Genomic DNA, 25599 nt, shown 5'->3' with positions numbered 1-25599 from the left:
GGGTTGTGCGGGGGGCGCCCGGTTCAAGCTCACGGCCGCAACCGCTGGATCCGGTACGCGATCGCCGACGGCTGCCGCTGCAGGACCTCACTGATCGCGAGCCGCGCCATGCCCTTGTCCAACATCTCCAGGATCAGCGCATCCTCCTCTGGGGTCCAGCGCTGGTAGGCCCGTGGATGCTTGCGACGCACCTTGTCGATGCTGCTCAACGCCTGCCCCTCGGCATCGAGCGAAGCGGGTATGGCCTGTACGCGTTGGTCCCATTCCTTGCGTGGCGCCTCCAACTTGCGGTCCGGAACGGTGCTGTGGATGAGGTCCGCCACGCGTACGATGCTGCGCGCCTCCTTGCACATGGCCGCGTAAGCCTCTGCATCGGCATCCGCCCGCAGCAGCACGCCCATTTCGCGGTTGTTCCGCTCGGAGCCGCCCAGCAGGTTCAAACTGGTGACCACGCCCTCCTGCTCGTTGAAGTAGCACTTGGCATGCAGCTCCTTCAGGAAGTAGAGCCGCATGTTCGGCAGTTCGCGCAGATCGCGGAACACGCCCTGGTCCATGGGTTTCTTGCCGAAGAGGATGGTGATCTCCACGCCGCTCTCCGCAGCATCCTGCAAGCGCTGCAGGTGTACAATGCGGGGAAAGACGAACGCACTGATCAGGGTGAGCGCACCGCTCGCCTCGCGGATCACACGCTCGATGGCGGCGCTGCTGTCGGTGGCGGTGAGGAAGGTGGCCATCAATCCTTCGCCAGTGCCTTGCGCAGCTCCACCAGGTGCTTGGAGCCCTTCTTCTGCAAGTACGCCACCACCTTCTTCATCCGCTGATCGCCCCGGGGAGAGAACTGCCGGTGAAGCTGGTACCGATCGTCGCTGAGGCCCTTGTCCAACGCGCTCATCCGGCCGCCGCAGGCATGCACCGCAGCGATCAGCCAGCCTTCCAAGGTGGGCCGCAGCACCACCAGCTGGCGTTCGCCGTGCGCGGCGCGAAGCACCCCGTACCGGTCCACACCGTTCTTGAAACTGCGCCGCTGGTGCCCGTGCGTGGTGCCCGGGTCCTCGTCGATCAACCCTACGAACAGCTTCGGGTCCTGCTTGAGCACATGCTTCACCACCTCTTCGCGGTTGCCCTCGTGCCGGATGCGTTTGCGCGGCACGCCCAGGAGCCGGAGCAACAGCTCATCGTTGTCGCATTCCACCACGATCACCGGGCTCATGGCTTCACGAACCGATCCAGGTTGAAGAACACGTCCATGTCCAGCAGCTGGCCAAGCTCGGTGGGGGTGAGCCGCTTCAGCCGGGTATACCCGTCAGGGCCGATGTGGGTGATGAGGACGGACAGCTCCTTCATGGGGGTCTTCTCCACGATGGACCGGAAGAGGTACGGGTTGTGGGTGGTGACGAAGTACTGGTTGTCCTTGTCGAAGCCCATCATCTCCCCGGTGTGCTTCACATAGAATGGAAAGGCGTTCTGTTCGGGCTCGTCCAGCAGCAGGGTGTAGCCCTTGTGCGTGGCCAGGATGGTGTACAGGAACAAATAGCGCTTCAAGGTGTCCGATACGATGCGGTAGGGCAGCTGCTCTTCCACATCCTCGTCCACGGTGCGCACCACCATCAGCGTAGTGTCCGTCAGGTTCACCTTCAACCGCATGCCCGTAGGGGCAAGCAGGTTGTTGATGTCCGTTCGGAGCGGCTTGTTCGCCGCCAGCAGGCCGGGCAGGTTGGACCCGTACGGCGGCTCGAGCTCCTTGAACATGTTCGGGCCGAACGGCGCATCGGCCACGTACTCGTAGCGGCGGACCGGTGTCCTGAATTGAAGGGGTGAGCGTGCTGGTAAGTTTCCGAAGCCATCCATGGTTGAACCTGGCAAGGGCTTGAGTTTGGTTCCGGGGCGCTTGAGCTCGGAGAACCCCAAGTGGAATGTGCCCATGGAATAGCCCAGCTCCATCCGAAGCGCCCCGATATCCACTACAACAGGCTCCGAAAGGTCGTGCATGGCGAAGAGGTCCTCCGGCTTCTCGTAACGGATCAACCGTTGATCGAACTTGTTTCCGTTCAAAGCGCCCCGGGAAAAGAAGGTGAGCGCCTCCAGGATGTTGGACTTCCCCGTGCTGGTGTCACCAATGAACACGTTCATCCGGGTGCACGGAAAGGCCAGGTCCTTCAGCGTCTTGAAGTTGCGGATGTGCACCTTCTTGATCATGGTCGCAAGTTACTTGAACGGGTCTGACGCGCAGGGACCCCGGTGCTGCGCACCGCCCGCTTTCCGGGAAGCGTTCACTGCACCCCGCACCACCGCTCGCCTTCGCGCCTGGCGCGTCCCAAGGCCTCCAATGTCTCCAGCAACCGACCCACCTCCTCCAGCCGCTTCTTCGTGGCCTTGCCCTCGAAGCGGGCGGCGATCTCCGCCACGGTGGCCGGTGTGGTGAGGGTGGCCAGCACGGTGGTGAGCACGGCCGCTTGGGCGGGCAGCTCCTTGGGCCATGGTTGCAAGGCAGGCGCAGGGGCAGGAGCTGGAGCATCCTCCTCCACCTCCATCACCTCTTGCCTGCCGCTTGCCCCTGCGCCTGCGTCTGGGCTTTGGTACTCCGGCCGCAACCAACGAACCAGCCCGCGCGCTTCCTCGGCGGCGCGCTCGGCGTTCAGCTCCACCAACCGGTGCAGGATCTCGTCCGTGGATAGGTCGGCGGGCCAGCCGTAGGCATCGGCCACAGCGGCGTCCAGTTGGTCGTGCAGCTCCTTGAGGATGCCCACCAGCCCTTGCTCGTAGATCTGCTTCTCCTTGGGGGGGGGGGGCCCCCCCCCCCCCCCCCCCCCCCCCCCGCTTTGCGTGCCTTTGCGGCTCTGCGGCCCTGCGTTGCGCTCCTCCATGGCACGCACCCGTTCCAGCACGTTGTACATGCCGGTGAGGGTGAGCGTGGGGTGCAGGGCCTGCTGGCGCTTGCGGTGCGCATCCAGCTGCTCGGCCAGGTCGCGGATGGTGGCCTGTTGGGCGGGGGGGCAGGCGGGGAATGGGAATGGAACAAAGCACTTTGAGTGCGTGTAGCGTGGATCATTCCCCATTCCCATCCATCCGCCAGCTGCAAGTGCCCATGGTCCGTGAATATTTGAAGACAATACGCCCAATATCCAGGCATCCCCAGTGGCGATGACAACAACTTCACTTTCAGGTCGTGATCCACCGGGCAAGAACTGAAATACTCTATGGCGAGCCGTGCGCGCCGTGACGATAATCCGGTTCAGCCCATTGATGGAATGCCTCAATGCTTCATGGGTTCGTCCAAACATCCACCAGTTCTCCCGACGGAACTTATCTCTGTTCTGCTCCCTACTTGGTCTCACCAATTGGTCAAGCCGTTGATACACTTCAGGGTATAATGTGAAGACATCCTCGCGCGATAGTCCATAGAGGTCTATAACCAAATTGCCTTTGGGCCGTTGGGCCAAGTCCCTGCCAGTGAAATATGGACGGATGTAATGATCAAGGCCGGGTCTTCTTTCCAGCCCTAATTCCTTTGCTGCCTCAGGAGTAACCACAAAACCATCCCCCACTAGCAAGACACCTCGATTTGATATACCCGCATTGGAGCGGAGGGGTAAGGCATTTGCCACATCAGCACCAATCGTTAAATCGGCAAACACCTTCCCCACTTGCTGCGATAGGATCACTTCCGCTGCTTCGTCCACATCCACTGCAACTTCCTTCACGATGCGCTGGAGCATACCATGGCCGGTGCCCGGCACGCCCACCGTCATGGCCACACGCACGGCGGCGCCGTCGGCACTGTCCACCCACGGGTGGTCCGGGATGGCGAAGGCCAGGGCGATGGGCTTCTTCTGCCCCATGTGGTGCTGGATCACCTTGCGGTTGAAGGTCTGCCGCAGGCTGTTGGTGGTGATGAAGCCGAAGCGCTTGGCCTTGCCGGTGCGCACCAGTTCGGCGGCCTTGTCCCACCAGAACAGCACGAAATCCGCACTGTCCGGCACGTTCGGGTAAACGGCGCGCAGGGCTTCCGTGTACCCATCCCCCAAGGCTTCGCGCATGCGCGCTGTGCCAATAAACGGGGGGTTCCCCACGATGTAGTCCACAGTGGGCCATTGGGCCGGGCGTGGGTTGGCGTAGCTGTACACCGGCACACGGGCCTCGGGGTCGGGCACCTCCTCACCGGTCACGGGGTGCGGCTTGGTGGTGCGTCCGTCCCATCGCGTCATCACCTGGCCGCTGGCATCGCGCTGCTCGGCCTTGCTGTCGTACTCCAGCACGGCGTCCCGGTTCTCGATGTTGTGCAGGTCCTTGATGATGGGTTCGGGCAGGTTCTGCAAGTTGCCGTGGGTCTTCAGGTGCCACTGAAGGAAGCCGATCCACAGCACCTGCTCGGCGATGGCCGCGGCGCGCGGGTTCAGCTCGATGCCGAAGAAGTTGGCGGGGGTCACCATCACGCCTTCCAACTCCAGCTTGGCGGTGCCACCCAGATCGTGCAGGGTGTTCAGCACCTCGCCCTCCAGGCGCTTCAGCAGTTCCAGCGTCACATAGAGGAAGTTCCCGCTGCCGCAGGCGGGGTCCAGCACCTTCACGGTGGCCAGGTGGTGCAGGAAGGCCTCCACTTCCTGGAGGGCCTGCTTGTCCTTGCCTTCGTCGGCCAGTTGCAACGCGGCCACCTGTACGCCCTTCCACTGCTCCCGCAGGGGTTCGATCACGGTGGGGTTCACCAGCCGCTCCACGTAGGCGCGTGGCGTGTAGTGGGCGCCCAGCTTGTGCCGTTCGCGCGGGTCCAGGGCACGCTCCAGCAAGGTGCCGAAGATGGCCGGTTCCACATCCTTCCAGTTGGCGGTGCTGGCCTCGATCAGCAGTTGGATCTGGTCGGCGTCCAGCGCGATGGCATCGGCATGGGCGAAGAGGCCCCCGTTGAAGCGGGGCAGCTTCTTCAGCAGGATGGGACTGAGGCCGCCCGTGTTCATGGTGCCCCACAGGTTCTCCAGCGCCGGGGCGAAGGTGCTGGGGTCCTCCTTCAGCCTCCCCAGTAGGGCGGTGAAGCTGCCATGCGGCAACAGGTCCACGTCCTCGCTGAACATGGTGAACAGGCAGCGCATCAGGAAGGCGCCCACGGCCTCGGGCGGGTGCTTGCCCTCCAGGCTGCGGGCCAGCTTGGCCAGGCGGTCGGCAATGTCGCGTGTGACCTTGGCGCTGCGGCGTCCGGGGTCCAGGGCCAGCGGATCGGTCCACACCGTGTGCAGCAGCTCGCGCACCTCGGGGCGCACCAGGTCACGCAGGCGGATGCGGTAGCTGCTGGGATCGGGGAAGGGCACGTACTCCCCGCCCATCCGGCTCCAGTCCGTGTACAGGGCGAAGCTGTGCCCCACGTCCACCACCACCAGGAAGGGCGGACGCCCATCGGTCACCTCCTCCTTCGGCAAGGAGCGGGCGTAGCGCTGGGCTTGTTCCTTGGCCTTGAACAGGGCCACGTCCCAGCCCTTGGTGCCGCGGATGCCGTGGCCGGTCTTGCGCTGTTTCAGGCGTTCCTCTCCTTCGGCGCTGAAGGCGGTGCCCTTGTCCTTGTCGGCGCCCTGCTTGGTCTCCAGCACGAAGCACCCGCGCTTGTAGAGGTCGATGAAGTTGGAGCTGCCGCTGGCCGTCACCAGCACCTTCTCGAACACGTAAGCGTTGGCGCGTTCGTCCGGGGTCTTGGGCTGGGGGCGGTCCACCCCGAGCACATCGCACAGCTCGGCCAGGAAGAGCTGGGCGTTGGCGCGCTCGGCGGCGCCGGAGGCCTCCCATTTGGTGAGGAAGGCCTGGAGCTGGGCGGGTTCGGCACGGGGCACGGGGTGAAAGTAGGAGGAAGCAGCGCCTTGGACAGGGATCCCGTGTCTTCCATATCGGGTGTGATCGGTGAGCCGGCGCTACCCGGACCCCTCCGCCTCCGGCGGCCAAGGACCGGGAGCCCCAGCCCAAGACCATGTAGCCTCAGCCGACCACCAGGCCTTTTGACCTGCTGACCCCTCCGCCTCCGGCGGCCGAATGGCCCTGGGTTCCGGGTCCTTGGTCCGGGCCGCGTTGGGTTTGTGGGTCTGCTGGTCGGTCGGTGCGTGGTAGGGAGGTCAGGCCGGGCCGGGCAGATGGCTGGTGCTGCTTCCTCGTTGTACCATAGGACAACGCCATGTGACCATGGTATGATGCCATGAGACCATGGTGTGACGCCCCGAGTCCATGGTATGATGCCGTGAGTCCATGGTGCGACGCCGCGAGTCCATGGTGTGACGCTGTGAGACCATGGTATGATGCCGTGAGACCATGGTGTGACGCCACGAGACCATGGTATGACGCCGTGAGACCATGGTATGATGCCGTGAGACCATGGTGTGACGCCGTGAGACCATAGTGTGATGCCGTGAGACCATGGTGTGATGCCGTGAGACCATGGTATGATGCCGTGAGACCATGGTATGAAGCCATGAGACCATGGTGTGACGCCGTGAGACCATGTTATAGCGCCGTGAGACCATGGTGTGAAACCGTGAGACCATGGTATGACGCCGCGAGACCATGGTATGACGCCAGGCGACCATGGCCTCGTGGCGGCGGGACCCTGGATGTTACCCCTTGATCGTCAGGCGGTCAGGCCGGCTGGTCACTCCGGCTCTGCGCTGGGCCCCGATCACCCACGCACGAGAACCAGTGCCAGCCCGCATGTGGACCCATTCTTCTCGAAGGGGGATCCGAACGCGGATGTTCCGCATGCTGGTGACCAACAAGGTGCACCGGATGGGTCGGTCAACGGAAGAACGAGACCAGCTCCGGGGCCTCCGAAAGCCCCGCCACGAACGCCTCCACCTGGGTGTGCGAGAGCATCGACAGTTCGCGCTGCAGGAACCGAAGCGTCCCATCGGGGCGCGGGGCGACAAGGATCAGGCGGCCCGCGTGCAGATCGAAGAAACGCATGTTCACGATGGCGTAGGCGCTGCGATCCGCCAGGTGCATGGTGATCCAGTCGATGTTCCCGGCCGTGGTGGTGGTGAAGCGGCCTTCGGCCAGATAGTTCGGGTGGTTGCGTGAGATGGCGATGGAACGATGCTCGTCGTCCGGGGTGTCCGTGGCCACGAGGATCACGGCCACGACCTCGTCCTGCAGGTCGCTGTTCCCGAAGGCGGCCTCATTATGGGGTCCTCGGCCCACGTGCAGCGCACGACCCACCACCCGTTGCCCTTCCACGAAGCACTCCACCAGGGTGCTGCCGTTCCCGGGTGTTTCGTAGGGCTCCACCGGCCACACCCCCACCGCCAATGGGAAGTCCAACGAACCCAGGAGCCCCTTGTACTGCAGGTCGTTCGCCAGCATGGCCCGGTCCCACCGCGTGCTGTCGTCCTGCCGGTATGCGTTGGGCGGCTCGGACCCCTGGTGATGCTGCGCTTCGACCGGCCCGAGAGCGCCAGCCCCCAAGCAGAGCACGAGCACCCAGCGGACAGGGCGCACCATGCGGGCAGGAGAGGGTGCTTGTGAAGCCATCGCGTTCGGCACGGTCGATCTTTCTCAGAACGCCGCGCTCTTCGGCGTCCGCGGAAAGGGGATCACATCGCGGATGTTGCCCATGCCTGTGACGAACAGCACGAAGCGCTCAAGGCCCAGGCCAAAGCCGGCGTGCGGTACTGTGCCGAAGCGGCGTGTGTCCAGGTACCACCAGAGCTCTTCGGCGGGCACATGCATCTCCTTCATGCGCGCTTCCAGCACATCGAGGCGCTCCTCGCGCTGGCTGCCGCCGATGATCTCGCCGATGCCGGGGAAGAGCACGTCCATGGCAGCCACGGTGGTGCCCTTGTCGCTGTAGCCGAAGTCGCCGGGGCCGTTGGTGCGCATGTAAAAGGCCTTGATCTTCCCCGGATAGCCCGTGACGATCACCGGCTTCTTGAAGTGCTTCTCCACCAGGTAGCGTTCGTGCTCGCTCTGCAGGTCGATGCCCCATTCCACCGGGAACTGGAACTGCTTTTTCTGGTTGGGCTTGCTCTTCAGCAGGATGTCGATGGCGTCCGTGTAGGTGATCCGCTCGAAAGGGTTCTCCAGCACGAACTTCAGGCGGTCGATGAGGCCGAGCTCGCTGCGCTGCTCCTTCGGCTTCTGGGCCTCCTCCTCCTTCAGCCGCGCATCCAGGAACTGCAGATCGTCCAAGCTGTTCTTCAGCACGCGGGCGATGAGGTGCTTGCACAGGCCTTCGGCGAGGTCCATGTCGCCCGCGAGGTCCATGAAGGCGGCCTCGGGTTCGATCATCCAGAACTCGGCCAGGTGGCGCGCGGTGTTGCTGTTCTCGGCGCGGAAGGTGGGGCCGAAGGTGTAGACCTTGCCCAGGGCCAGCGCGGCCAGTTCGGCCTGCAGCTGACCGCTCACGGTGAGGCGGCTTTCGGCGCCGAAGAAGTCCTCCTTGAAGTCCACTTCACCCGCCTCGTTCAGCGGTGGGGCCTTCGGGTCCAGCGTGCTCACGCGGAACATCTCCCCCGCTCCCTCGGCATCGCTGGCGGTGATGATGGGGCTGTGGAAGTAGTTGTAGCCCTGCTGGTCGAAGTACTCGTGGATGCCGAAGCTCACCTGGTGGCGGATGCGGAAGATGGCGCTGTAGGTGTTGGTGCGGAAGCGCAGGTGGGCGTTCTCGCGCAGGAACTCCAGGCTGTGCTTCTTGGGCTGGATGGGGTACTTCTCCGCATCGCTGTCGCCCAGCACCTCCACGGCGGTCACCTGCATCTCCACGCGCTGGCCGCTGCCCTTGCTCTCCACGATGAGGCCCGTGCACTGCACGGCGGCGCTGGTGGTGAAGCGGGCGCGCGTGTCGGCATCGACCTTCTGCTGGTCGATCACGCACTGCAGGTTGCGGATGGTGCTGCCGTCGTTGAGGGCGATGAAGCGGTCGTTGCGGAAGGTGCGCACCCAGCCGGCCACGGTGAGGGTGGTGCCGGTGTGGGCGGTGTCGTCGAGGACGGACTTGATGGGGGTGGGTTCCATGGGCGGACGGGGCCGCAAAGGAACGAAGGCTGAACGTCAATGCTTGACCAGCCGTTCCGTGGCCAGCACGTACCCCGCTTCGTTCAACATGCGGAGCAGGTAGGTGGCCGCCGGCAGCGGACCCAGGTCCAGCATGGTGGATGGTCCGTTCACCGGCACGGTCAGTACGCTTTGGCCGTTCAGGTCGAGCAGCTGAACGGAACGCGCAGCGCCCGCGAAGGCGGACAGGTCGATCGCGACGAGGCCGGAGCTCGGGTTCGGGTGGATGCGAACGTTCGCAGCTGCGCAGGGGGCGATCGTGGTGGTCGCCAGCACGGCATCCGTGCCGTCGAGGTCCGTGAGCCGCAGGCGGTAGTAGAGCACCGGGGTGTTCGGCGGGGTGCCATCGTGCTGCCCGTATTCCATGGGGTGCTGGCTGTGGCCGGCCGCCTGCACCAAGGCCACCTCCGACCATACCTCGCCGTCCGGGCTGCGCTCCACCGTGAAGTGGCCACTGTTCGTCTCCGATGCGGTCACCCAGGTGAGTTCCACCACGCCGCCCTTGCAGGTCGCATCGAAGCGCAGCAGCTCCACGGGCAGTGGCACGTTATTGTGGGTGCCCAGGCCATCCTGGTATCCCGGCATGGTGCGCCAGGGACCGAAGACCTGCCCGGTGAGCGCGGTGGTGGGGTCGTAGCGCACCCGGGCGCGCACCTTCGTGGCCGTGAGGCCGCTGCCTCCACCGGGCTTGTCCACCAGGTTCTTCAGCTCCACACCCGCCACCGCGCCCGGGGTGAACGTGGCCTGTTGGGCGGTGAACGCCGTGCTGGTGGTGATTGCCCCCCCTGCACTGCTGAACGGCTGACCCTGGATGCGGGTCTCCCAGACGCATCGCACCCGCTGCCGCCCAAGGAAGGGCCGCACGAACAGCCCCATGCCGAACTGCGGGTCGGGGATGTTGGCCGCGCTGATGGGGGTGCTGAGGTCGGTGTTGTACAGCCGCATATTGCTGCGGGGTTTGCGGAACTCGTTGCCGCAGACCTGCTGGACCTGGTTGATGCCATGGATCCCGATGAGCACGTCACTGTCACCGTCGCCATCCACATCGCCGGCACCGGAGACCGAGTGGCCGAACTCAGCGTTGGCGGTTGGGCCCGTGGAGAAGTAGTTCGGTGCGGGGGACAAGCCGGTGGGGCCGCCGTGGTAGACGTACGCGCGCCCGGTTCCGCTAGGGGTGCCCCCTTCGCAGGCACCGATCACCACATCGCTGTACCCATCGGCGTTCACGTCGCCGGCGCTGCCCAGGGCCACGCCGAACCAGATCTGGGCCACATTGCCCTCCATGGTCCAGGCGGCCGTGGTGGCCAGGCCGGTGGCGGAGCCGAGGAAGAGGTTGACCCGACCTTCATCCACCTGCCCATTGTCGTAGTAGTGCTCGCTCACCAGCACATCGCTGAAGCCGTCCGCGTTCACATCGCCCGCGCTGATGCAGGTGGGCCCGGAGATCGGGCTCGAACCGAGGCTGGCACCCGCCTGCGTGCCGTTCACCGTCCAGGCCGGTGCGGGGTTGAGACCCGTGGGGCCACCGTGATGGACCTGCACCCGGCCTGCTCCGCCGGAGATGCCTCCCGCCCCAACGATGACATCGCTGTAGCCGTCGCCGTTCACATCGCCGGCAGTGGCCACCGATGCACCCAGGAGGCTGCCGACCGCACCAGGTAACACCACTGCACCGGTGTTGGTGACACCCGTGGTACTGCCATAGAGGAGCGTGAAGCCTGCGAGGCTGCCGATCACGACGTCACTGTAGCCATCCCCGTTCACATCACCGGCGCTCGCCACGCTGGTGCCCCATTCGTTCGCGCTCAAGCCCACGTGCGTGAACGCGGCCGTGGTGGAGAGCCCCGTGGCTCCGCCGTGGTACACCAGGGAACGACCTATACCACCAAAGGCCCGCGGTGCGCCCACGATCACGTCGCTGAAGCCATCTCCGTTCACGTCCCCGGCGCAGGCCACGCTGGACCCGAACTCCCATCCTGCCTGGTTGCTCTGCACGGTCCATACGGCTCCGGGTGATGGTCCGGTGGCGGAGCCGTGATGCACGTAGGCGGCGCCTTCCAAGGTCTGGCCGGAGGTGAACTCCTCCGCGCCGATGATCACATCGCCGTAGCCATCCCCGTTCACATCGCCCGCACTGGCGATCCGGCGGCCGAACAGGGAACCCGCTGCGCCCGTAGCGCCCCATCCGGTGGCGCCAAGACCGAGCACCCTTCCCAGGTAGACCCGCGCCCGCCCTTCGTTGGTCTGTCCATTGTCGTAGTTCGGTATCCCCACGATCACATCGCTGATGCCATCGCCGTTCACATCGCCCGCGCTGGCCACGGAGTTGCCGAAGTTGTCCCCGGCCGTCGTGGACGTCTGGGTCCAATCGAAGGTGAGCATTCCTGTGGCGCTCCCGAGGAAGATGCGGGCCAGGCCTTCATCACCGGTACCCGCAATGGGAGAGCCGATGATGACGTCACTGAACCCATCGGCATTCACATCCCCGGCGCAGGCCACGGATTGCCCGTTGCTGTCATCCAGCGCGCCTGCGAGGGACACCCATGTGGCCGTGGTGTTCAGTCCGGTGGCCGTACCCAGGTGCGTGGCCACGCGGCCGGAGTTCGCGCTCCCCCCATCGTAGAAGGGCATGCCCACGATCACATCCGCATAGCCGTCGCCGTTGGTGTCGCCTGCGGTGCTCACGGAATAGCCGGCCTGTGCACCGGCCTGGTCGCTTTCCACGGTCCATGCGGGAGCGGCGGCCAGGCCGGTCACGTTTCCGTGGTACACGAAGATCCGGCCTTCGTTGGTCTGGCCGTTGTCGAAGAACGGCGAGCCGATGATCACATCGCTGAAGCCGTCGCCGTTCACATCGCCCGCGCCGGCCACGGCGTAGCCGAACCATGCGGACGCCTGATCGCTCTCGGCCGTCCAGGCCGCTGTGCCGCCCAATCCGGTGGGTCCACCATGGTACACGAACACCCGGCCTTCGTCCGCCTGTCCGTTATCGAACAGGTAGGCCCCGATGATCACGTCGCTATAGCCATCACCGTTCACGTCGCCCGCGCAGGCCACCGAGCGACCGTATCTGGCTGAGGCCTGGTCGATCTCGATGGTCCAATCCGGGGCAGGGGACAGGCCCGAACTGCTGCCATGGAAGACGTGGACCCGTCCCTCATCGGTCTGGCCATTGTCGTAGTTGGGCGCGGCCACGATCACATCGCTGTAGCCATCACCGTTCACATCACCCGCGGTGGACATGCTGGTGCCCAGGCCCATGTTGGCCCCGAGCTGGTCGGTCTCATACGACCATGCCGCCGTGGCCGCAGGCCCGGTGGCACCGCCCAGGAAAACTTGGGCACGCCCCTCGCCGGTCTGGCCGTTGCTCCATACGGAAGAACCCACCAGCACATCGCTGTAGCCATCGCCGTTCACATCCCCGGCGCTGCTCACCACATTGCCCATGGCGGCGTTCGTTGCGTTGGATTCTACGCTCCATACCGGTGTCGTGGCAACGGGATCAACGGTGATGGGATATGCCGCTCCGGCGTCGTTCACCAGGAGGACAATGTGCTCATCCTCCCAGGTCGCCCATGCGTTGAGCGTGTCGCCTTGCGCATCCCACACGTGCAGATCGTGGTACCGCATGCGCACGGTCCCACTGGTGTCGCTGAACTCGAAGAGGTCGCCACCGGCGTGCGCGCAGCGCAGATCGCCCTCCACAGCGAGCTCGACCCGGAGCGGGCCATCCCCCTTCGATCGGTGATGCACGATGAAGTTCTGTCGCACTCCGTCGTCGCTGTTCACCTGTTCCAGGTCGAAGCGGCCATGCCGGGCCAGGGTGCGCTTGGGCGTGCGCTCCATCTCCGGCCCTTCGATGGGAACGGACCAGTCCTCCGCCCGTCCGATGCGATGCAACAGGAGGGCCGCCGTCCAGGTCGTGGTGTCCTCCGTGGAAGCCGACAAGACGACACCATCGGCTTGAACAGAGGCCTTCAGGCCTTGTGGGTTCGACCAGGTCCATGCTCCGTCGTTCATGGGGGTCGCATCGACCTTGTGCAGGTCGATGGCCTGGCCGATCGACGGAACAGCGAGGCCTGTATTGGGGCCTGTGCGTGGAACGGTGACCCGGCCGTCGTGGTCATGGCGCTCCTTCCGCCCTGTGGTGGCGCAGGCGACCCCAAGGACCGCGAGGCCGATCAGGACCTGAATGTGCGGTAGGAACGGACTTCGGCCCATGTGTACGACCTGGCCTATGATGCGACCCGAAAGCTGCGGCAGCCGGCATACCCATGAAATAACCCGGACGGGTTATGCGGATGCCGGCCGATCGGGCGACCTGCTCGCGGACATGGTTGAGCGGCCATGCCCCGGCACGGAACCAGGACCGCCTTGTCCACTACGGGATCTGCTCATTCCGCACGTTCGTGGGCACTGTGCCACCGATCACCTGCAGGATGATGTCCCGGTCATTCCCCTGGCCGGTGTATTTCACCCGCCCGTCCATGTTCACATCCGAGGTGGCGTAGGTGTTGTGGACGACCGCAGTGGGAACAGTGCCACCAATGGTCGTCAGGATCGGGTCGCGGTCGTTGGCGGCTCCGGCGTACTTCACGGTCCCGTTGCTGGTGACGTCCCCGGGCCAGAGCATGGTCCGGCCGGCGAGGATGCGCTGTGCCCCGGTGCCGAACGTGCCGGTCGTTGGCTGGGAGAAGTCCACGAGCGGACCGGCAAGGTCCAGGGCGACGGGCAGGGCCGTCATCGCGCCCAGGTGGTTCCGGTGCCGGATGCTGATGTAGTGGTTCCCGGGCGGGGCGGTGAAGTACGCCGTGCCTCCTGTCACCGGGTCCACGACATCACCATCGCGCTGCAACAGCAGGCAGCGTGCAGCGGTGATCTGCGACGGTTGCTGGGGGGCGCGCAATTCCACCACCACCCAATCCACCGGGGCGTCCGGGCCGGTGATGGCCAGGGTGCCGCCCTGGATGAGCTCGCCTCCACCACCGGGCAGATCGTAGCCGAGGAGCGTGTACGGCTCCAGGCTGGGCAACAAACCCTTGGTGCGCAGGGAATCGTGCTGCAGCCCGGTGAGCGGGTCGAACGGGCCGCCCAAGAGGGCCCTGACGACCAGTGCAACGAGTTGGTCAGAAAGGTCGAACGCTGCGGTCGCCTCGCCCCGTCCCACGCCGCCGGCGTAGATACTGGCGGTGATCGGCGCAGCGGTGAAGGCATCGCTCTTGTCGCCACGACCGTTGCCGCCCAGGTAAAGGCTCGCGATCACCGGTGCGGCCAGGAACCCGTCGCTCTCATCGCCGCGCCCGGCGCCCCCACCATAGATGCTGGCGATGATCGACGCAGCAGTGAAGGCATCGCTCTTTTCACCCCGTCCGTGGCCACCTGCGTAGATGCTCGCGGTCACGGGTGCAGCGGTGTATCCATCGCTCACATCACCTCGCCCGGTGCCCCCGCTGTAGATGCTGGCGGTGATCGATGGAGCGGTGAAGGCATCGCTCTTTTCACCCCGTCCGTTGCCGCCCAGGTAAAGGCTCGCGGTCACGGGTGCAGCGGTGTATCCATCGCTCACATCACCTCGCCCGGTGCCCCCGCTGTAGATGCTGGCGGTGATCGATGGAGCGGTGAAGGCATCGCTCTTTTCACCCCGTCCGTTGCCGCCCAGGTAAAGGCTCGCGGTCACGGGTGCAGCGGTGTATCCATCGCTCACATCGCCGCGTCCGGCGCCCCCGCCATAGATGCTGGCGGTGATCGATGGAGCGGTGAAGGCATCGCTCTTTTCACCCCGTCCGTTGCCGCCCAGGTAAAGGCTCGCGGTCATGGGTGCAGCGGTGTACCCATCGCTCACATCGCCGCGACCGGCGCCCCCGCCATAGATGCTGGCGGTGATCGGCGCAGCAGTGAAGGCATCGCTCTTTTCACCCCGTCCGCTGCCACCCAGGTAGAGGTTCGCGGTCACGGGTGCGGCCAGAAACCCGTCGCTCACATCGCCGCGACCGGCGCCCCCGCTGAACAGCGGGTGTGATACACCGGTCACCGTCACCTGATCGATGGCGATGCTGGGTCGCGAACCGAAGCCGGAGAGATCCCGGACCACCCAACGCAGTTGGACGATGGGCTGGTGATCGCAAGCGATCGGCAGTGCTTGCGTGAACAGAACGGGGTCGAGCGGCGTGGTCACCGCGGTGGTCTGGGCGGTGGACCCTGTGGTGTATACAGGCCCGGGCAAGGTGGTGAAGGGTCCGCTGGTGCCCACCCTGTATTGCAGCGTCGCCTCTTCGATCCGGGTGTTGCTGCTGCCGTTGTAGGGATTCCGGATCGTCGACAGCTGGTAGCTCACCTGCACGGAGCTGTGCGCGCTTGTGCTGATGCTGAGCACGATGGCGGCGTTCATAGTACCGCTGTTGAGTATGCCGATCGCCCCGTTGTAGTTGTGTATGCCACCGGTGTTCACGGCGGCCGTGCTGTTGGCGATCAGCGCCACATCGGTCGTAGGTGCAGCCGTTTCGAACGCGGAGGAGGCCGTGGCACCGATGCGCCACCCCTGCCAGCCCAGGGGAGGAACGGTGCTGCTGTGCGGCGTTGTGGAGAACGACTCGGCGTACGAGATCGAGACCGGGACCGGGTTCGTTTGCGCCGAGCTCATGATCGGAGCGGAGCACGCGATCGCCAGGGTGGACAGTAGCCTGAACAGGGCCCTGCTTGTGGAGCCTTGGGACGTACCCATCGCCGTGAACGCTCAGGGTGCGGTACGGATACCGCGGCAACCAGTGGATTCAAGGCGGCTTACACTACTGAAGCTTGCACCCTGGTACCGGTCCGAGACCCGGAGCATACCCGCATCGAAGAAGACCGTGGTCAGCGCCCCGCCACGTGCCCCGAGCTCATTATTCGTCGACAATACAGGCCAGTTGGGTACATCGTGTCCCCCGGTCAGGGAGAGCGCGCCGTTACCGTGAATACCGGTGTAGGCCCGCCCGGCGGCATTGCCAGCGCTGATGGTGACCTCCCATAGGTTGCCGGCCAATTCCATGATGCCGTAGTAGCTGGCCCCTGCGGTCGTGCGCCCGGTATTGGCGGCGTTGGCGGCGAAGATGCCTACCCGCATGGTTTCGGAGAAGCCATAGTTGGCATTGCCTGCGCTGGTGGAATAGCCGGTGGCAACGCTTTCGGTGGTGGTGAAGGCGTTGCTCAGCGTGTACGCATTGGCCGGCACGATCGTGGTGGTCCTCCAGGGGAACTCGTTCGCCACAGGCGGCAGCGGACCGCGGCAGGCCTTCTCGTACTCGAACTCGGTCATCACCCGCAGGCCGCTCCAGTCCAGGAAGGCGAGTACATCCTTCGTCATCAGGTTGTTGCACGCGACCCACTGCCCATCGTCCGGCTCACCACCCGTGCCGTTGCCGTTGGCGTCGCAGTAGAACACGATGCTGCTTTGCGGGTCCACCGTGGCGTTGCAGCGGATGCCGTTGCGGTCCTCCACGATGGTGTTCTCCGTCATCACATAAGGGAACGCGATCACCGAGGTGCCCGGGCTGATGTCGCTCTCCACACGCGCGGCCTGTTGGGTGCGGGTGAGGCTGTTCAGGAAGTCGACGTACTGCTGCTGGCTCATCTCGTACTTCATCATGTAGCTCGCCGCATAGCCTTTCGGAAAAGCAGGCGGGAGGGTGCCGGCTTCGATCGCTCCGTCGGCCCACAATTGCCCGCTGGCGATGTTGATGGTGCCGCCCTCCTGGAAGATCTGGTACGGCTGGCCTGTCGCGCCGTTGCGGAACGCGTTCGTCTCCGTCCCGCCGGTACCCAGGTGGAACGCCCCTTGGTTGATGTGGACCATTTCGATGGCGTACACGCGCACCTCGCGGATGTCCTGGAACGCGAAGCCGAGCGCGCCGTAGTTCCACCGCAGCTGGACGCCCGTGGCGCTGAAGGTGCCGGTGCCATCCGCATCACGGCGGATGAACACCCCCACGGCGGGGTTGGTGCTGGCGTTGTAGGCCGATCCCGGTTGCACAAGACCGGGCTCCACCAGGCTTCCAGTGGGAGCGACATGGCCGCTCGGTTCCAGGAGCACATGGGAGAAGCCGCCATCACCGGGGAGCTTGAACTTCACGAACACCCAGGCCGCATCCCAATTGGACACACCATTGCCACGCCAACTGTTCTCCCAGCCGATGTCGAACTGCACCATCACCTCGGTGCCGGTGTTGCCGGTGAGCGTGGTGTTCGATACCTGGATGTTGTTGGCCGATGCGCTTCCCCAGAAGAGGGCAACGGATAGGGCGAGAAGGGCGGAAGAGGACCTCATGGTGGCGGCCCGGACCTGTTGGTCCAGGTGAGTGCGAAGCAATGCCGCACCGGTGTCCGGCTCAATAACCCATACGGGTTAGCGCGATGCCCCGGGATACACCTTCCGGATCGCCTCCATGCGCCCGTTCACCTGCAGTTTGCTGTAGATGCGCCGCACGTGCACGCGGACCGTCTCGGTGCTCAGATCCAGCTTGTCGGCGATTTCCTTGTACTGCAGACCAGCGGCCAGCCCATCGAGCACCTGCTTCTCGCGTTCGCTCAGCTTGTCGTCGTTGATGCGCTGTTGGGTCTCTTTCTGGAAACTGTTCACCACCAACCTGGCGATGGCGCTGTTCATGGGTGAGCCACCCCGGTGGATGTCGCGGACGGCCTCGAGCAGCTCCTCGGCCGGGGTGCTCTTCAGCAGGTAGCCGGTGGCCCCTGAGCACAAGGCCTCGAAGATGTACGCCGGGTTCTCGAAGATGGTGAGCATCAGGTACTGCACCTCCGGCTTCAGGCGCTTCGCCTCCCGTACGGTGTCGATGCCGTTCCGCCCCTCCATGTTGATGTCCATCAGCACCACGTGCAGCTCCAGCTCGGGCAGCTTGTCCAGGTACGCATCACCGCTCTCGAAGACGCGCACCACCTGCATGTCCCCGGCCCGTTCAATGCGCCGACGGATGAGCGCACGCAGTTCATCGTCGTCCTCCACGATGGCGATGCGAATGGGGGATGCGGCCATGCGACCGCAAAATACGTGGTCCCCCGGCTTCAGGGAAGCTCCATCCGCAGGTGGATGCGCGTGCCCCGGCCATCGCCGCTTTCCACCGTGAGGCGGGCCCCGCAGCGTTCCGCACGGTGCCGCATGTTCTCCAAGCCGTGCCCCTCCACCTTGTCCGCCCCGATGCCCGCCCCGTTGTCCTTCACGTCGAACGCGAGCGTGGTCGGGCTTGTGTGGAAGCGCGCATCGATCCGTTCCGCCTTGGCGTACTTCACCGCATTGTTCAGCGCCTCCCGGAAGATGAGGTAGATGTCGCGCTTCATCGCCGGTTCCAGTGTGCGGTCCGGCCCTTCGTGCACACAGTCTATCGTGTGCTCCACCTTGCTCCACTTGAGCATGCGCTCGGCATGGGCCCGCACGCGTTCGGTCAGGCCCGCCAGGGAGTCGTGGTGCGGGTCGATGGACCAGACGATGTCGCCCAGGGAGCGGTTGGCCTCCCCGGCGATGCGCTCGATGTCGTCGGCCAGGGCGGGCACGGCCCGCACGTCGCTCTGCGCGAGCTCCCTGGCCTCGGTGCTCAGCAGCGCGAGCTTGGTGAGGTCGCTGCCGAGCTGGTCGTGCACGTCGCGTGCGATGCGCGTGCGTACTTCGGAAGCCTCGCGCGCCCGCTCGCTCTCCAACAGCCGGGCCTGCGCCTCCAGGATGGCCGCGTTCTTCTCCGCGAGCGCACGACGGCTGCGGCGTGCGTTGCGCAGGAGCAGGAAGAGGAGCGCCCCCACCACGGCTACCACGCCGAAGCCCGCGGCCAGCACGAGGTTACGCCGGCGGTGGGCCGCGAGCTCGCTTTCCTGCGCGGCGTTCGTGGCGGACAGCTCCTCCAGTTCCGCATCCTTGCGTTCCGAGGCGAAACGGACGTTCAAGGCGTTCAGGTCCTTGATGCGTTCGAGGTCCAACAGGCTGTCCTTGGCGGTGAGGTAGAGCCGAAGGGAGGCCAGGGCCTCCGGCGTGTTGCCGTTCGCCTCATGCACTTCGTGCTGCGCGAACAGGGCATCGCGCCAGGTCTCCAGCCAGCCTTCGCGGGCAGCGAGGGTGATGAGGCTGTCCAGATCGCGAAGGGCGGCACGGCGATCGTCCGCATCGCCATGCGCCAGGATCCGCGCGTGCTCCACCCGCAGCCACGCCCGATCGATGCGCAGCCCGGGATGTTGGGCGAGCGCGAGGCCCTCCTCGATGTAGGCCTGGGCCTGACCGAAGCGCCCCAGCCGACGGCACACCTTGCCCAGGTCCAGCAGGATGGCCGCCTCCTCCACGCGCTCGCCCTGCACCATGGTGATCGCCTGCGGGCCGCGCACCAGTTCCAGCGCCCGCTGCAGGGACCGCAACGCGGTATCCAGCCGGCCCAGCTCCAGGAGGCAGGCACCATAGGTGCCCAGCAGCGTCGCCTTGACGTGCGCCTGTTCGACCCCCTCCAGGAGGTCGAGCGCCTCCTTCAGATGCTCCAGTGCCGAGGCGAGATCCCCGAAGTCGATGTGGAGCTCCGCGAGCTCCCGGCCGGTCTCCACGTTCATGGCGTTCGACCGCAGCGCCTTGGACAGTGTGTGTGCCCGAAGGGCGTTCCGTAGGGCCAGGTCCTGATCGGCCAGTTCGTTCGCGGCGAAGGCGCGCATGCGGCAGGCCGCGCGCTCGTGCAGGAGCGCGCCGGTGCGCTGGATGAGCGCTTCCGCAACGGCGCAATGGTGCAGGGTGCGCATGAACGCCTCGGTGGTGATGGCCTCCATGGCACTGTCCAGCTGCAGCTGGATGAGCAGAAAGGTGTCGCGCGAGGCGGTGATGACCTCCGCGATGCGATCGCTGGCGCGTTGCACCGTTTCCGGGTCGGCCGATCCACCATACTTGGTCACGCCCAGTGCCCAGTACAGGCCCGTGGCCGAACGGTGGCGCTCGAAGCCTTCGAGCGCCTTGGCGTAGTGCACAAGCGCCACGCTGTCCTCGCCAGCTTCCTCGCAACGGTCGATGTGCAGGCACCAATGCGCGTAACCCAGGTCCTCCTGTGGTCCGTGCTGGGTGAGCAGCTGCACGGCCCGTTCCAGCTCCGCCGCCTCGCCACCATAGTATCCGCTCGTCTGCCTGGCCGCCACCCGGCGCGGGATCGCACTGCCCAGCAACGAAGGGTCGTTGAGGCGCTCGGCCAGCGCGATCGCCTGCTGCGCCGCCTCCATCGCGCTCACCGGGTCCGTATCGCGCTGGTACCACGCCAGGCGTTCCAGCTTGCGCGCCCGGTCGGCATCGCTCAAACGCGCATTCGCCAGTTCGCGCTGGAGCCTGCCGATGTTGACGGCCTGCGCCAACGCCCCGTGCCAGGGCGCAAGCAGCAGCAGGAGGACAAGGGCACGGCCGGTCATGCTGCGAAGGTGCGTGGTGCGCGTGGCACCGGCAATAACCCATGCGGGTGAAGCGACCGGATCAACCCGAACGGGTTATGGCGCACCACCGTCCCGACAGGAAGCTTTGCCGTTGATCAATGCTCCACAGCCGATGAACCGGACATGCACCCTTCTGCTCTGCATCACGACCGCGCAGCTCGCATCCGCACAGCAATACGCGCTCGACAGTCTGTGCTGGGGCCTTACCGGCAGCGGGATCGCGATCCTGGAGGACACCGTGCGCGACCGGATCTTCGTGGGGGGTGACTTCGTGCAGGTGCGCGACCCGCGGGAGCTTGAGAACTGCGTGGAGTTCAACGCGACCAGCGGGCTCGTGGTGCGGCGGTCGCCGAACCCGGACGGGGCGGTGCGGTGCGCGCTGCCCGATGGCGCCGGGGGCTGGTACATTGGTGGTGACTTCAGCGTGGTCGGTGGCCTGCCACGCGCCCGCCTCGCCCACATCCTGCCGGACGGCTCGGTGGCGGCATGGGCCCCGGTGGTGGTGGGTTCGGTGCGCACCATGCTCATCAAAGGCGACACCCTGTACTTCGGTGGCGGCCTCACCACCGTGAACGGTGCGGCACGGACCAACCTGGCGGCCGTGCGCCGCTCCACCGGCACCAACGTGGCATGGACCCAGGCCACAGCGAACGACACGGTGCGGTGCATGGCCCTGAACAGCGGCCGGCTCTACGTGGGTGGCGACTTCACGCAGGTGAACGGATCGGCGCGATCGCGCATCGCCTCCTTCACCGTGAGCAACCACGTGCTCACCACCTGGGCACCCACCGTGGACGACAAGGTGCGTTGTGCCATCGCCACCGCCTCGGCCGTGTACATCGGCGGCGATCTGACCACGGTGAACGGCATCGCGCGCGGTGGCGCCGCATCGTTGAACCCGACGGGCAACTTCGTGCTGAACTGGAACCCGAACACGAACGGAACGGTGAATTGCATGGCCCTCTCCGGGTCGTCCATCCTGCTCGGGGGCACGTTCACGCAGGTGAACGGCTCCACACGCAACCGCATCGCCATTGTTTCGGCCGGCACCATAGCGTCGCTGTCCACCTGGACCAAGGACCTCGACGGCGCTGTGGAAGGCATCGCCGTGCTGAACGATGTGGTCTATGCGACCGGCGCGTTCGAGCGTGTGGATGCCGTATTCCGCCACCGCTTGGTGGCGTTGGGGCTGCCGGGCACCGCCGCGCCGGCCATCGGCGATTGGCGCGCGAGCGTTCACGGCGAGGCCGCATGGTGCATCGCGGCGCAGGGGTCGGGCATTTTCGTCGGCGGTGCGTTCTCCCGGTGCGGACTGTCGCGTCGGAGCATCGCCGCTTACGATCAAACCACCGGACTTCCCTTGCCCTGGGACCCGGGGGTGAACGGCGAGGTGCGCTCGCTGGCCCAGGGCGCTGACGGTACCCTGTATGCCGCCGGGTCGTTCACCTCGGTGGGGGGCGTGACGCGTGCGAACATGGTGGCGCTCGACCCGCTCACCGGTGCGGTGCTTTCGTGGAGCGGCGGTGCCACCCTGGGCGATGTGAACGCCATCGTTGTGAGCGGTGATACCCTGGTGGCCTGTGGCACCTTCGCCTTCCTGGGCGGAACGCCCCGCCTGGGCCTCGGGCGTTGTCGCGCACCACCGCGGCGGTGCTTCCGTGGAACCTGCCGGTGGCGCCCGGCGATGAGCCGAAGAAGCTGTTGCTCCGCCGGGATACGCTGTACGTGTGCGGCCACATCACCGCCGTTGGCGGTACGGGGCGCAACGCAGTGGCGGCCATCCGACTTTCCACCGGTACCGTGCTCCCGTTCGTCGCCGATTGTGCAGCAGGAAGTTCGGCGCAGCAGATGGCCTTGGACGGTGACCGGCTCTGGGTGGGCCGGGTGGATGGCATCTGGGGTGGTGAGAACATCCTCACGTGGGACCTTCTTGTGCTGAACGCGTACACCGGCGCCATTCTACCTCGCCAACCCATGGAAGGGAACGCCCTGGCCGTGCGTGGCAACAAGGTCTTCAGCGGCCAGGCCTACCTCGCCGCCCGGGATGCCGCAACAGGCTGGCTCACCGGGAGCAGCCTCGGGCAGAGCTGCGGGGGTGCGTTGCTGTTCTCGGAAAGCGGGGACCTGCTTTGTGCAGGCGTGGCGGATAATATCCCCTCCAACAAGGGTTTCTTCCGTGTGCGCATCGATCCGAGCATCTCCATCCGCGTCATGCTCGATGGACCCTTCAGCACCGGCACCATGAGCCCCACCCTGAACGATCTTGGCCTGTTGCCGACCACCGAGCCCTACACGGCCCTGGGCTATATGCATGCGGGCGGTGGTGGCGGCGAGGTCGCTGGGTGGACACTCAACTTCCCGTCCAGCGGCATCATCGATTGGATCGTCGTCGAATACCGGGATGCGGTGGACCCGTCCATCGTGGTCGCTTCCGCGAGCCGGTTGCTCTATTCCAACGGCCGCGTGGAACGGGCAGGCGGTATCAGTATCCCGACCTTCGCCCCCGATCCCAACGGCCAGTACCACGTGGCCGTGCGCCACCGCAACCACCTAGGCGTAATGACCGCACAACCGGTCGACTTCTCCACCAGCCCGTACATCGACCTCACGGCGCCGGGTACGGCGGTGTTCGGCACGGACACCCGGAAGAACAACAGCGGTACCCTGTGCCTGTGGGCCGGTGATGTGAACTTCGATGGCACCATCAAGTACACCGGAAGCAACAACGACCGCGACCCCATCCTGGTGAGCATCGGGGGCACCACGCCGAACAGTGTCTTGAGCGGCATGTACAGCGCGGCCGATGTGAACATGGATGGTCTGGTGAAGTACACCGGCAACAAGAACGATCGCGATCAGGTGCTGCTGAGCATCGGCGGCACCACGCCGAACAGCACGCGCACCGACCAGCTGCCGTGAGCGTGGTGCATCTGCGGGTTCTCTGACCGCACGAGCGGTCGGAGGACCGCCGAACGCCCAGGTGCACCCTAGCCGGTCCTGATTGCCCGAGATCGCCGTCCGGTCCGCCGCACTTCCACGCGCATCGCGGTTCGTCGGCCTTGCCGCTCGGCCAGGCCGCCGTTCATCCCCGTTCATCAACCGCCCATCACACGGGAAACAAAACGTGTTACAAAACGTTTCCGCTGTTCACTACGTTTGCGGCCCTTTCCGCCCCACCTCCCTCATGGACGCCAAGAAGCGCGAACTCCTCGAACAGGCCCTCAAGCTGTTCATGCGCCTGGGCATCAAGAGCATGACGATGGACGAGGTGGCCACCCAGCTCCGCGTCAGCAAGAAGACCCTCTACGAGCACTTCACCGACAAGAACGACCTGGTGGAGCAGGCCGTGGCCATGACCTGCGACCTCCACCGCGACGCGATCACCGGCATCTGCGAGCGCGGGCTGAACGCGATCGACGAGAACGAGGAGATCATGCGCTTCGTGGTGGGGCAGATCGGCCAGATGCACCCCAGCGTGCAGTTCGACCTGCAGAAGTACCACCCGCGGGCGTGGGAGATCATGGAGCACCGCGAGCGGGAGGACATATACAGCTGCGTATCCACCAACCTGCGCAAAGGGGTGGCCGAGGGCCTGTACCGCGAGGACCTGGACGTGGAGGTGATCACGCGCCTGTACCTGGCCCGGATCGATTCCACGTGGGACGGCCGCGTATTCCCCCCGGAGCGCTTCAGCCTGCCCGACGTGCTGTGGAAGTACCTGGAGTATCACATCCGTGGCATCGCCAGCAAGAAGGGGATCGCCTATCTGGAGAAGAAAGCCAAGAACCAACGCGCCTGATGAGAACCCTGCCCACCCTCCTGGCCCTTGCCTGCACCCTGGTCGCCTTCCGCCCGTCAGCGGTGGCCCAAGGCCCCATGGCCCTCAGCCTGAAGCAGGCGCTCGACCTGGCCGCGCGCCAGAGCTACGCCGTGCAGAACAGCGAACTGGCCGCCGCCAAGGCCCGGGCCCGCGTGAAGGAGGTGCTCGCCATCGGCCTGCCCCAGGTGGAGGTCACCGGCGGGCTGAACAACTACATCGATGTGCCCACCAGCGTGGTGCCGAACTTCTTCGGCGGCGAACCGGAGTTCCTGGAGGTGCAGTTCGGTGTGCCCTGGACGGTGACCGGCGCCGCCCAGCTGAGCCAGCTGCTCTTCGACGGCAGCTATCTGGTGGGCCTGGAGGCCACCCGCGAACTGAGGATCCAGAGCGAGCAGGAGCTGGAGAAGGCCCGCGCCGATGCCATGGCCCAGGCCGCCAAGGCCTACCTGGGCGCGCTGGCCGCGCGCGAAGGCGCCCGCCTTGCGGCCGAGAGCGTGCCCGTGCTCGAGAAGAGCCTGCGCGAGGCCGAAGGCATGGTGCAGGTGGGCTTCATGGAGAACACCGACACCGACCGCCTGGCCATCGCCCTGGCCAGCGCCCGCGACCGCGCCCGCAGCTTCGCCCAGCAGGAGAAGGTGGCCCTGGCCTACCTGCGCCTGGTGCTCGGCCTCGCCTCCGAAACGCCCGTGGACCTCACCGACGACCTGCGCACCATCGTGGACGATGCCGACGAGAAGAGCCTGGTGGCCCGCGCCATCGACCTCAACACCCACATCGACCACCAGCTGGCCAACACCCTGGTGCGCCTGCAGACCATGGACGTGCGCAACCAGAAGGCCGCCTACATGCCCAAGCTGTACGGCTTCCTGAGCCACCAACGGCAGAGCTTCGGCACCGACGGGCCCATCGAGACCGACTGGTTCCCGGCCACGCTGTGGGGCGTGAACCTCACGGTGCCCATCTGGAGCAGCGGCATGAGGGGCAACAAGGTGAAGCAGGCCAACATCACCCTGGAACAGACGCGGGTGAACCTGAAGGCCACCGAACAGCGCCTGCTCGCCGAGGCCGAGGAGCGCACCGAGAAGGCCCTCGCCGCCGAGGAGAGCTACCGCAGCGAGCTCGCCAGCCTCGACCTGGCCAAGCGCATCTTCGACCGCACCAGCATCAAGTTCACCAACGGCCTGGCCAGCAGCTTCGAGCTCAACCAGGACCAGGGCCAGTACCTGCAGGCCCAGCAGCTCTACGTGCAACGCCTGGCCGAACTGCTGATGGCCCGGGTGGACCTGCGCCGCAGCCTCGACCTCTACTGAACCGCAACCCCGCATCGCCCCACGGGC

The 25599-nt window shown here is 65.7% G+C and carries 15 protein-coding genes; 4 read left to right on the top strand and 11 right to left on the bottom strand.

From position 1 onward, the window contains the following. Positions 1-29 precede the first annotated feature (29 nt). The 11 genes from IPM49_10560 to IPM49_10510 form a co-directional block, all read right to left on the bottom strand. Complete coding sequence (locus tag IPM49_10560; protein ID MBK9274964.1) at positions 30-734, bottom strand: hypothetical protein; 705 nt, start codon at positions 732-734, stop codon at positions 30-32. Beyond that, positions 734-1210, bottom strand: a complete 477-nt coding sequence (locus IPM49_10555; protein MBK9274963.1) for a hypothetical protein — start codon at positions 1208-1210, stop codon at positions 734-736. The genes IPM49_10560 and IPM49_10555 overlap by 1 nt, the downstream gene beginning before the upstream one ends. Further along, the gene (locus IPM49_10550) at positions 1207-2196 is read right to left on the bottom strand and encodes an AAA family ATPase (protein ID MBK9274962.1); all 990 of its coding nucleotides are present in this window, start codon (positions 2194-2196) and stop codon (positions 1207-1209) included. Before IPM49_10550 ends, IPM49_10555 begins: the two co-directional genes overlap by 4 nt. Before the next feature lie 74 nt (positions 2197-2270). Continuing rightward, on the bottom strand, positions 2271-5852 hold the full coding sequence (locus IPM49_10545; protein ID MBK9274961.1) for a class I SAM-dependent DNA methyltransferase: 3582 nt from the start codon (positions 5850-5852) through the stop codon (positions 2271-2273). A 910-nt stretch (positions 5853-6762) separates the two neighbouring features. After that, positions 6763-7464, bottom strand: a complete 702-nt coding sequence (locus IPM49_10540) for a hypothetical protein (GenBank protein MBK9274960.1) — start codon at positions 7462-7464, stop codon at positions 6763-6765. A 54-nt stretch (positions 7465-7518) separates the two neighbouring features. Next, on the bottom strand, positions 7519-8976 hold the full coding sequence (asnS, locus tag IPM49_10535) for an asparagine--tRNA ligase (protein ID MBK9274959.1): 1458 nt from the start codon (positions 8974-8976) through the stop codon (positions 7519-7521). Between the two features lie 36 nt (positions 8977-9012). Beyond that, positions 9013-13236 carry an FG-GAP repeat protein gene (locus tag IPM49_10530; protein MBK9274958.1) on the bottom strand — a complete coding sequence of 1408 codons (4224 nt, stop codon included), beginning with the start codon at positions 13234-13236 and terminating at the stop codon, positions 9013-9015. Positions 13237-13396: 160 nt separating this feature from the next. Beyond that, positions 13397-15655: a hypothetical protein gene (locus IPM49_10525; protein ID MBK9274957.1), complete on the bottom strand. Its 2259-nt coding sequence runs from the start codon at positions 15653-15655 to the stop codon at positions 13397-13399. A 93-nt stretch (positions 15656-15748) separates the two neighbouring features. After that, complete coding sequence (locus IPM49_10520) at positions 15749-17317, bottom strand: SUMF1/EgtB/PvdO family nonheme iron enzyme (protein ID MBK9274956.1); 1569 nt, start codon at positions 17315-17317, stop codon at positions 15749-15751. Between the two features lie 78 nt (positions 17318-17395). Then, positions 17396-18040: a response regulator transcription factor gene (locus IPM49_10515; GenBank protein ID MBK9274955.1), complete on the bottom strand. Its 645-nt coding sequence runs from the start codon at positions 18038-18040 to the stop codon at positions 17396-17398. A 29-nt stretch (positions 18041-18069) separates the two neighbouring features. Then, positions 18070-20421, bottom strand: coding sequence for a tetratricopeptide repeat protein (locus IPM49_10510; protein MBK9274954.1), 2352 nt, complete (start codon positions 20419-20421; stop codon positions 18070-18072). Between the two features lie 133 nt (positions 20422-20554). Here IPM49_10510 and IPM49_10505 point away from each other — a divergent pair, with 133 nt between their 5' ends. The 4 genes from IPM49_10505 to IPM49_10490 all read left to right on the top strand — a co-directional run bounded on the left by IPM49_10505 (position 20555) and on the right by IPM49_10490 (position 25572). Further along, positions 20555-22381 carry a hypothetical protein gene (locus tag IPM49_10505; protein MBK9274953.1) on the top strand — a complete coding sequence of 609 codons (1827 nt, stop codon included), beginning with the start codon at positions 20555-20557 and terminating at the stop codon, positions 22379-22381. Beyond that, the gene (locus IPM49_10500) at positions 22291-23361 is read left to right on the top strand and encodes a hypothetical protein (protein MBK9274952.1); all 1071 of its coding nucleotides are present in this window, start codon (positions 22291-22293) and stop codon (positions 23359-23361) included. The genes IPM49_10505 and IPM49_10500 overlap by 91 nt, the downstream gene beginning before the upstream one ends. Before the next feature lie 265 nt (positions 23362-23626). Next, complete coding sequence (locus tag IPM49_10495; GenBank protein ID MBK9274951.1) at positions 23627-24241, top strand: TetR/AcrR family transcriptional regulator; 615 nt, start codon at positions 23627-23629, stop codon at positions 24239-24241. Then, on the top strand, positions 24241-25572 hold the full coding sequence (locus tag IPM49_10490) for a TolC family protein (protein ID MBK9274950.1): 1332 nt from the start codon (positions 24241-24243) through the stop codon (positions 25570-25572). The genes IPM49_10495 and IPM49_10490 overlap by 1 nt, the downstream gene beginning before the upstream one ends. Positions 25573-25599 lie beyond the last annotated feature (27 nt).

Source organism: Flavobacteriales bacterium (assembly GCA_016715895.1).
Taxonomy (GTDB): domain Bacteria; phylum Bacteroidota; class Bacteroidia; order Flavobacteriales_F; family PHOS-HE28; genus PHOS-HE28.
This window is presented reverse-complemented; position numbering and strand designations above follow the sequence as displayed.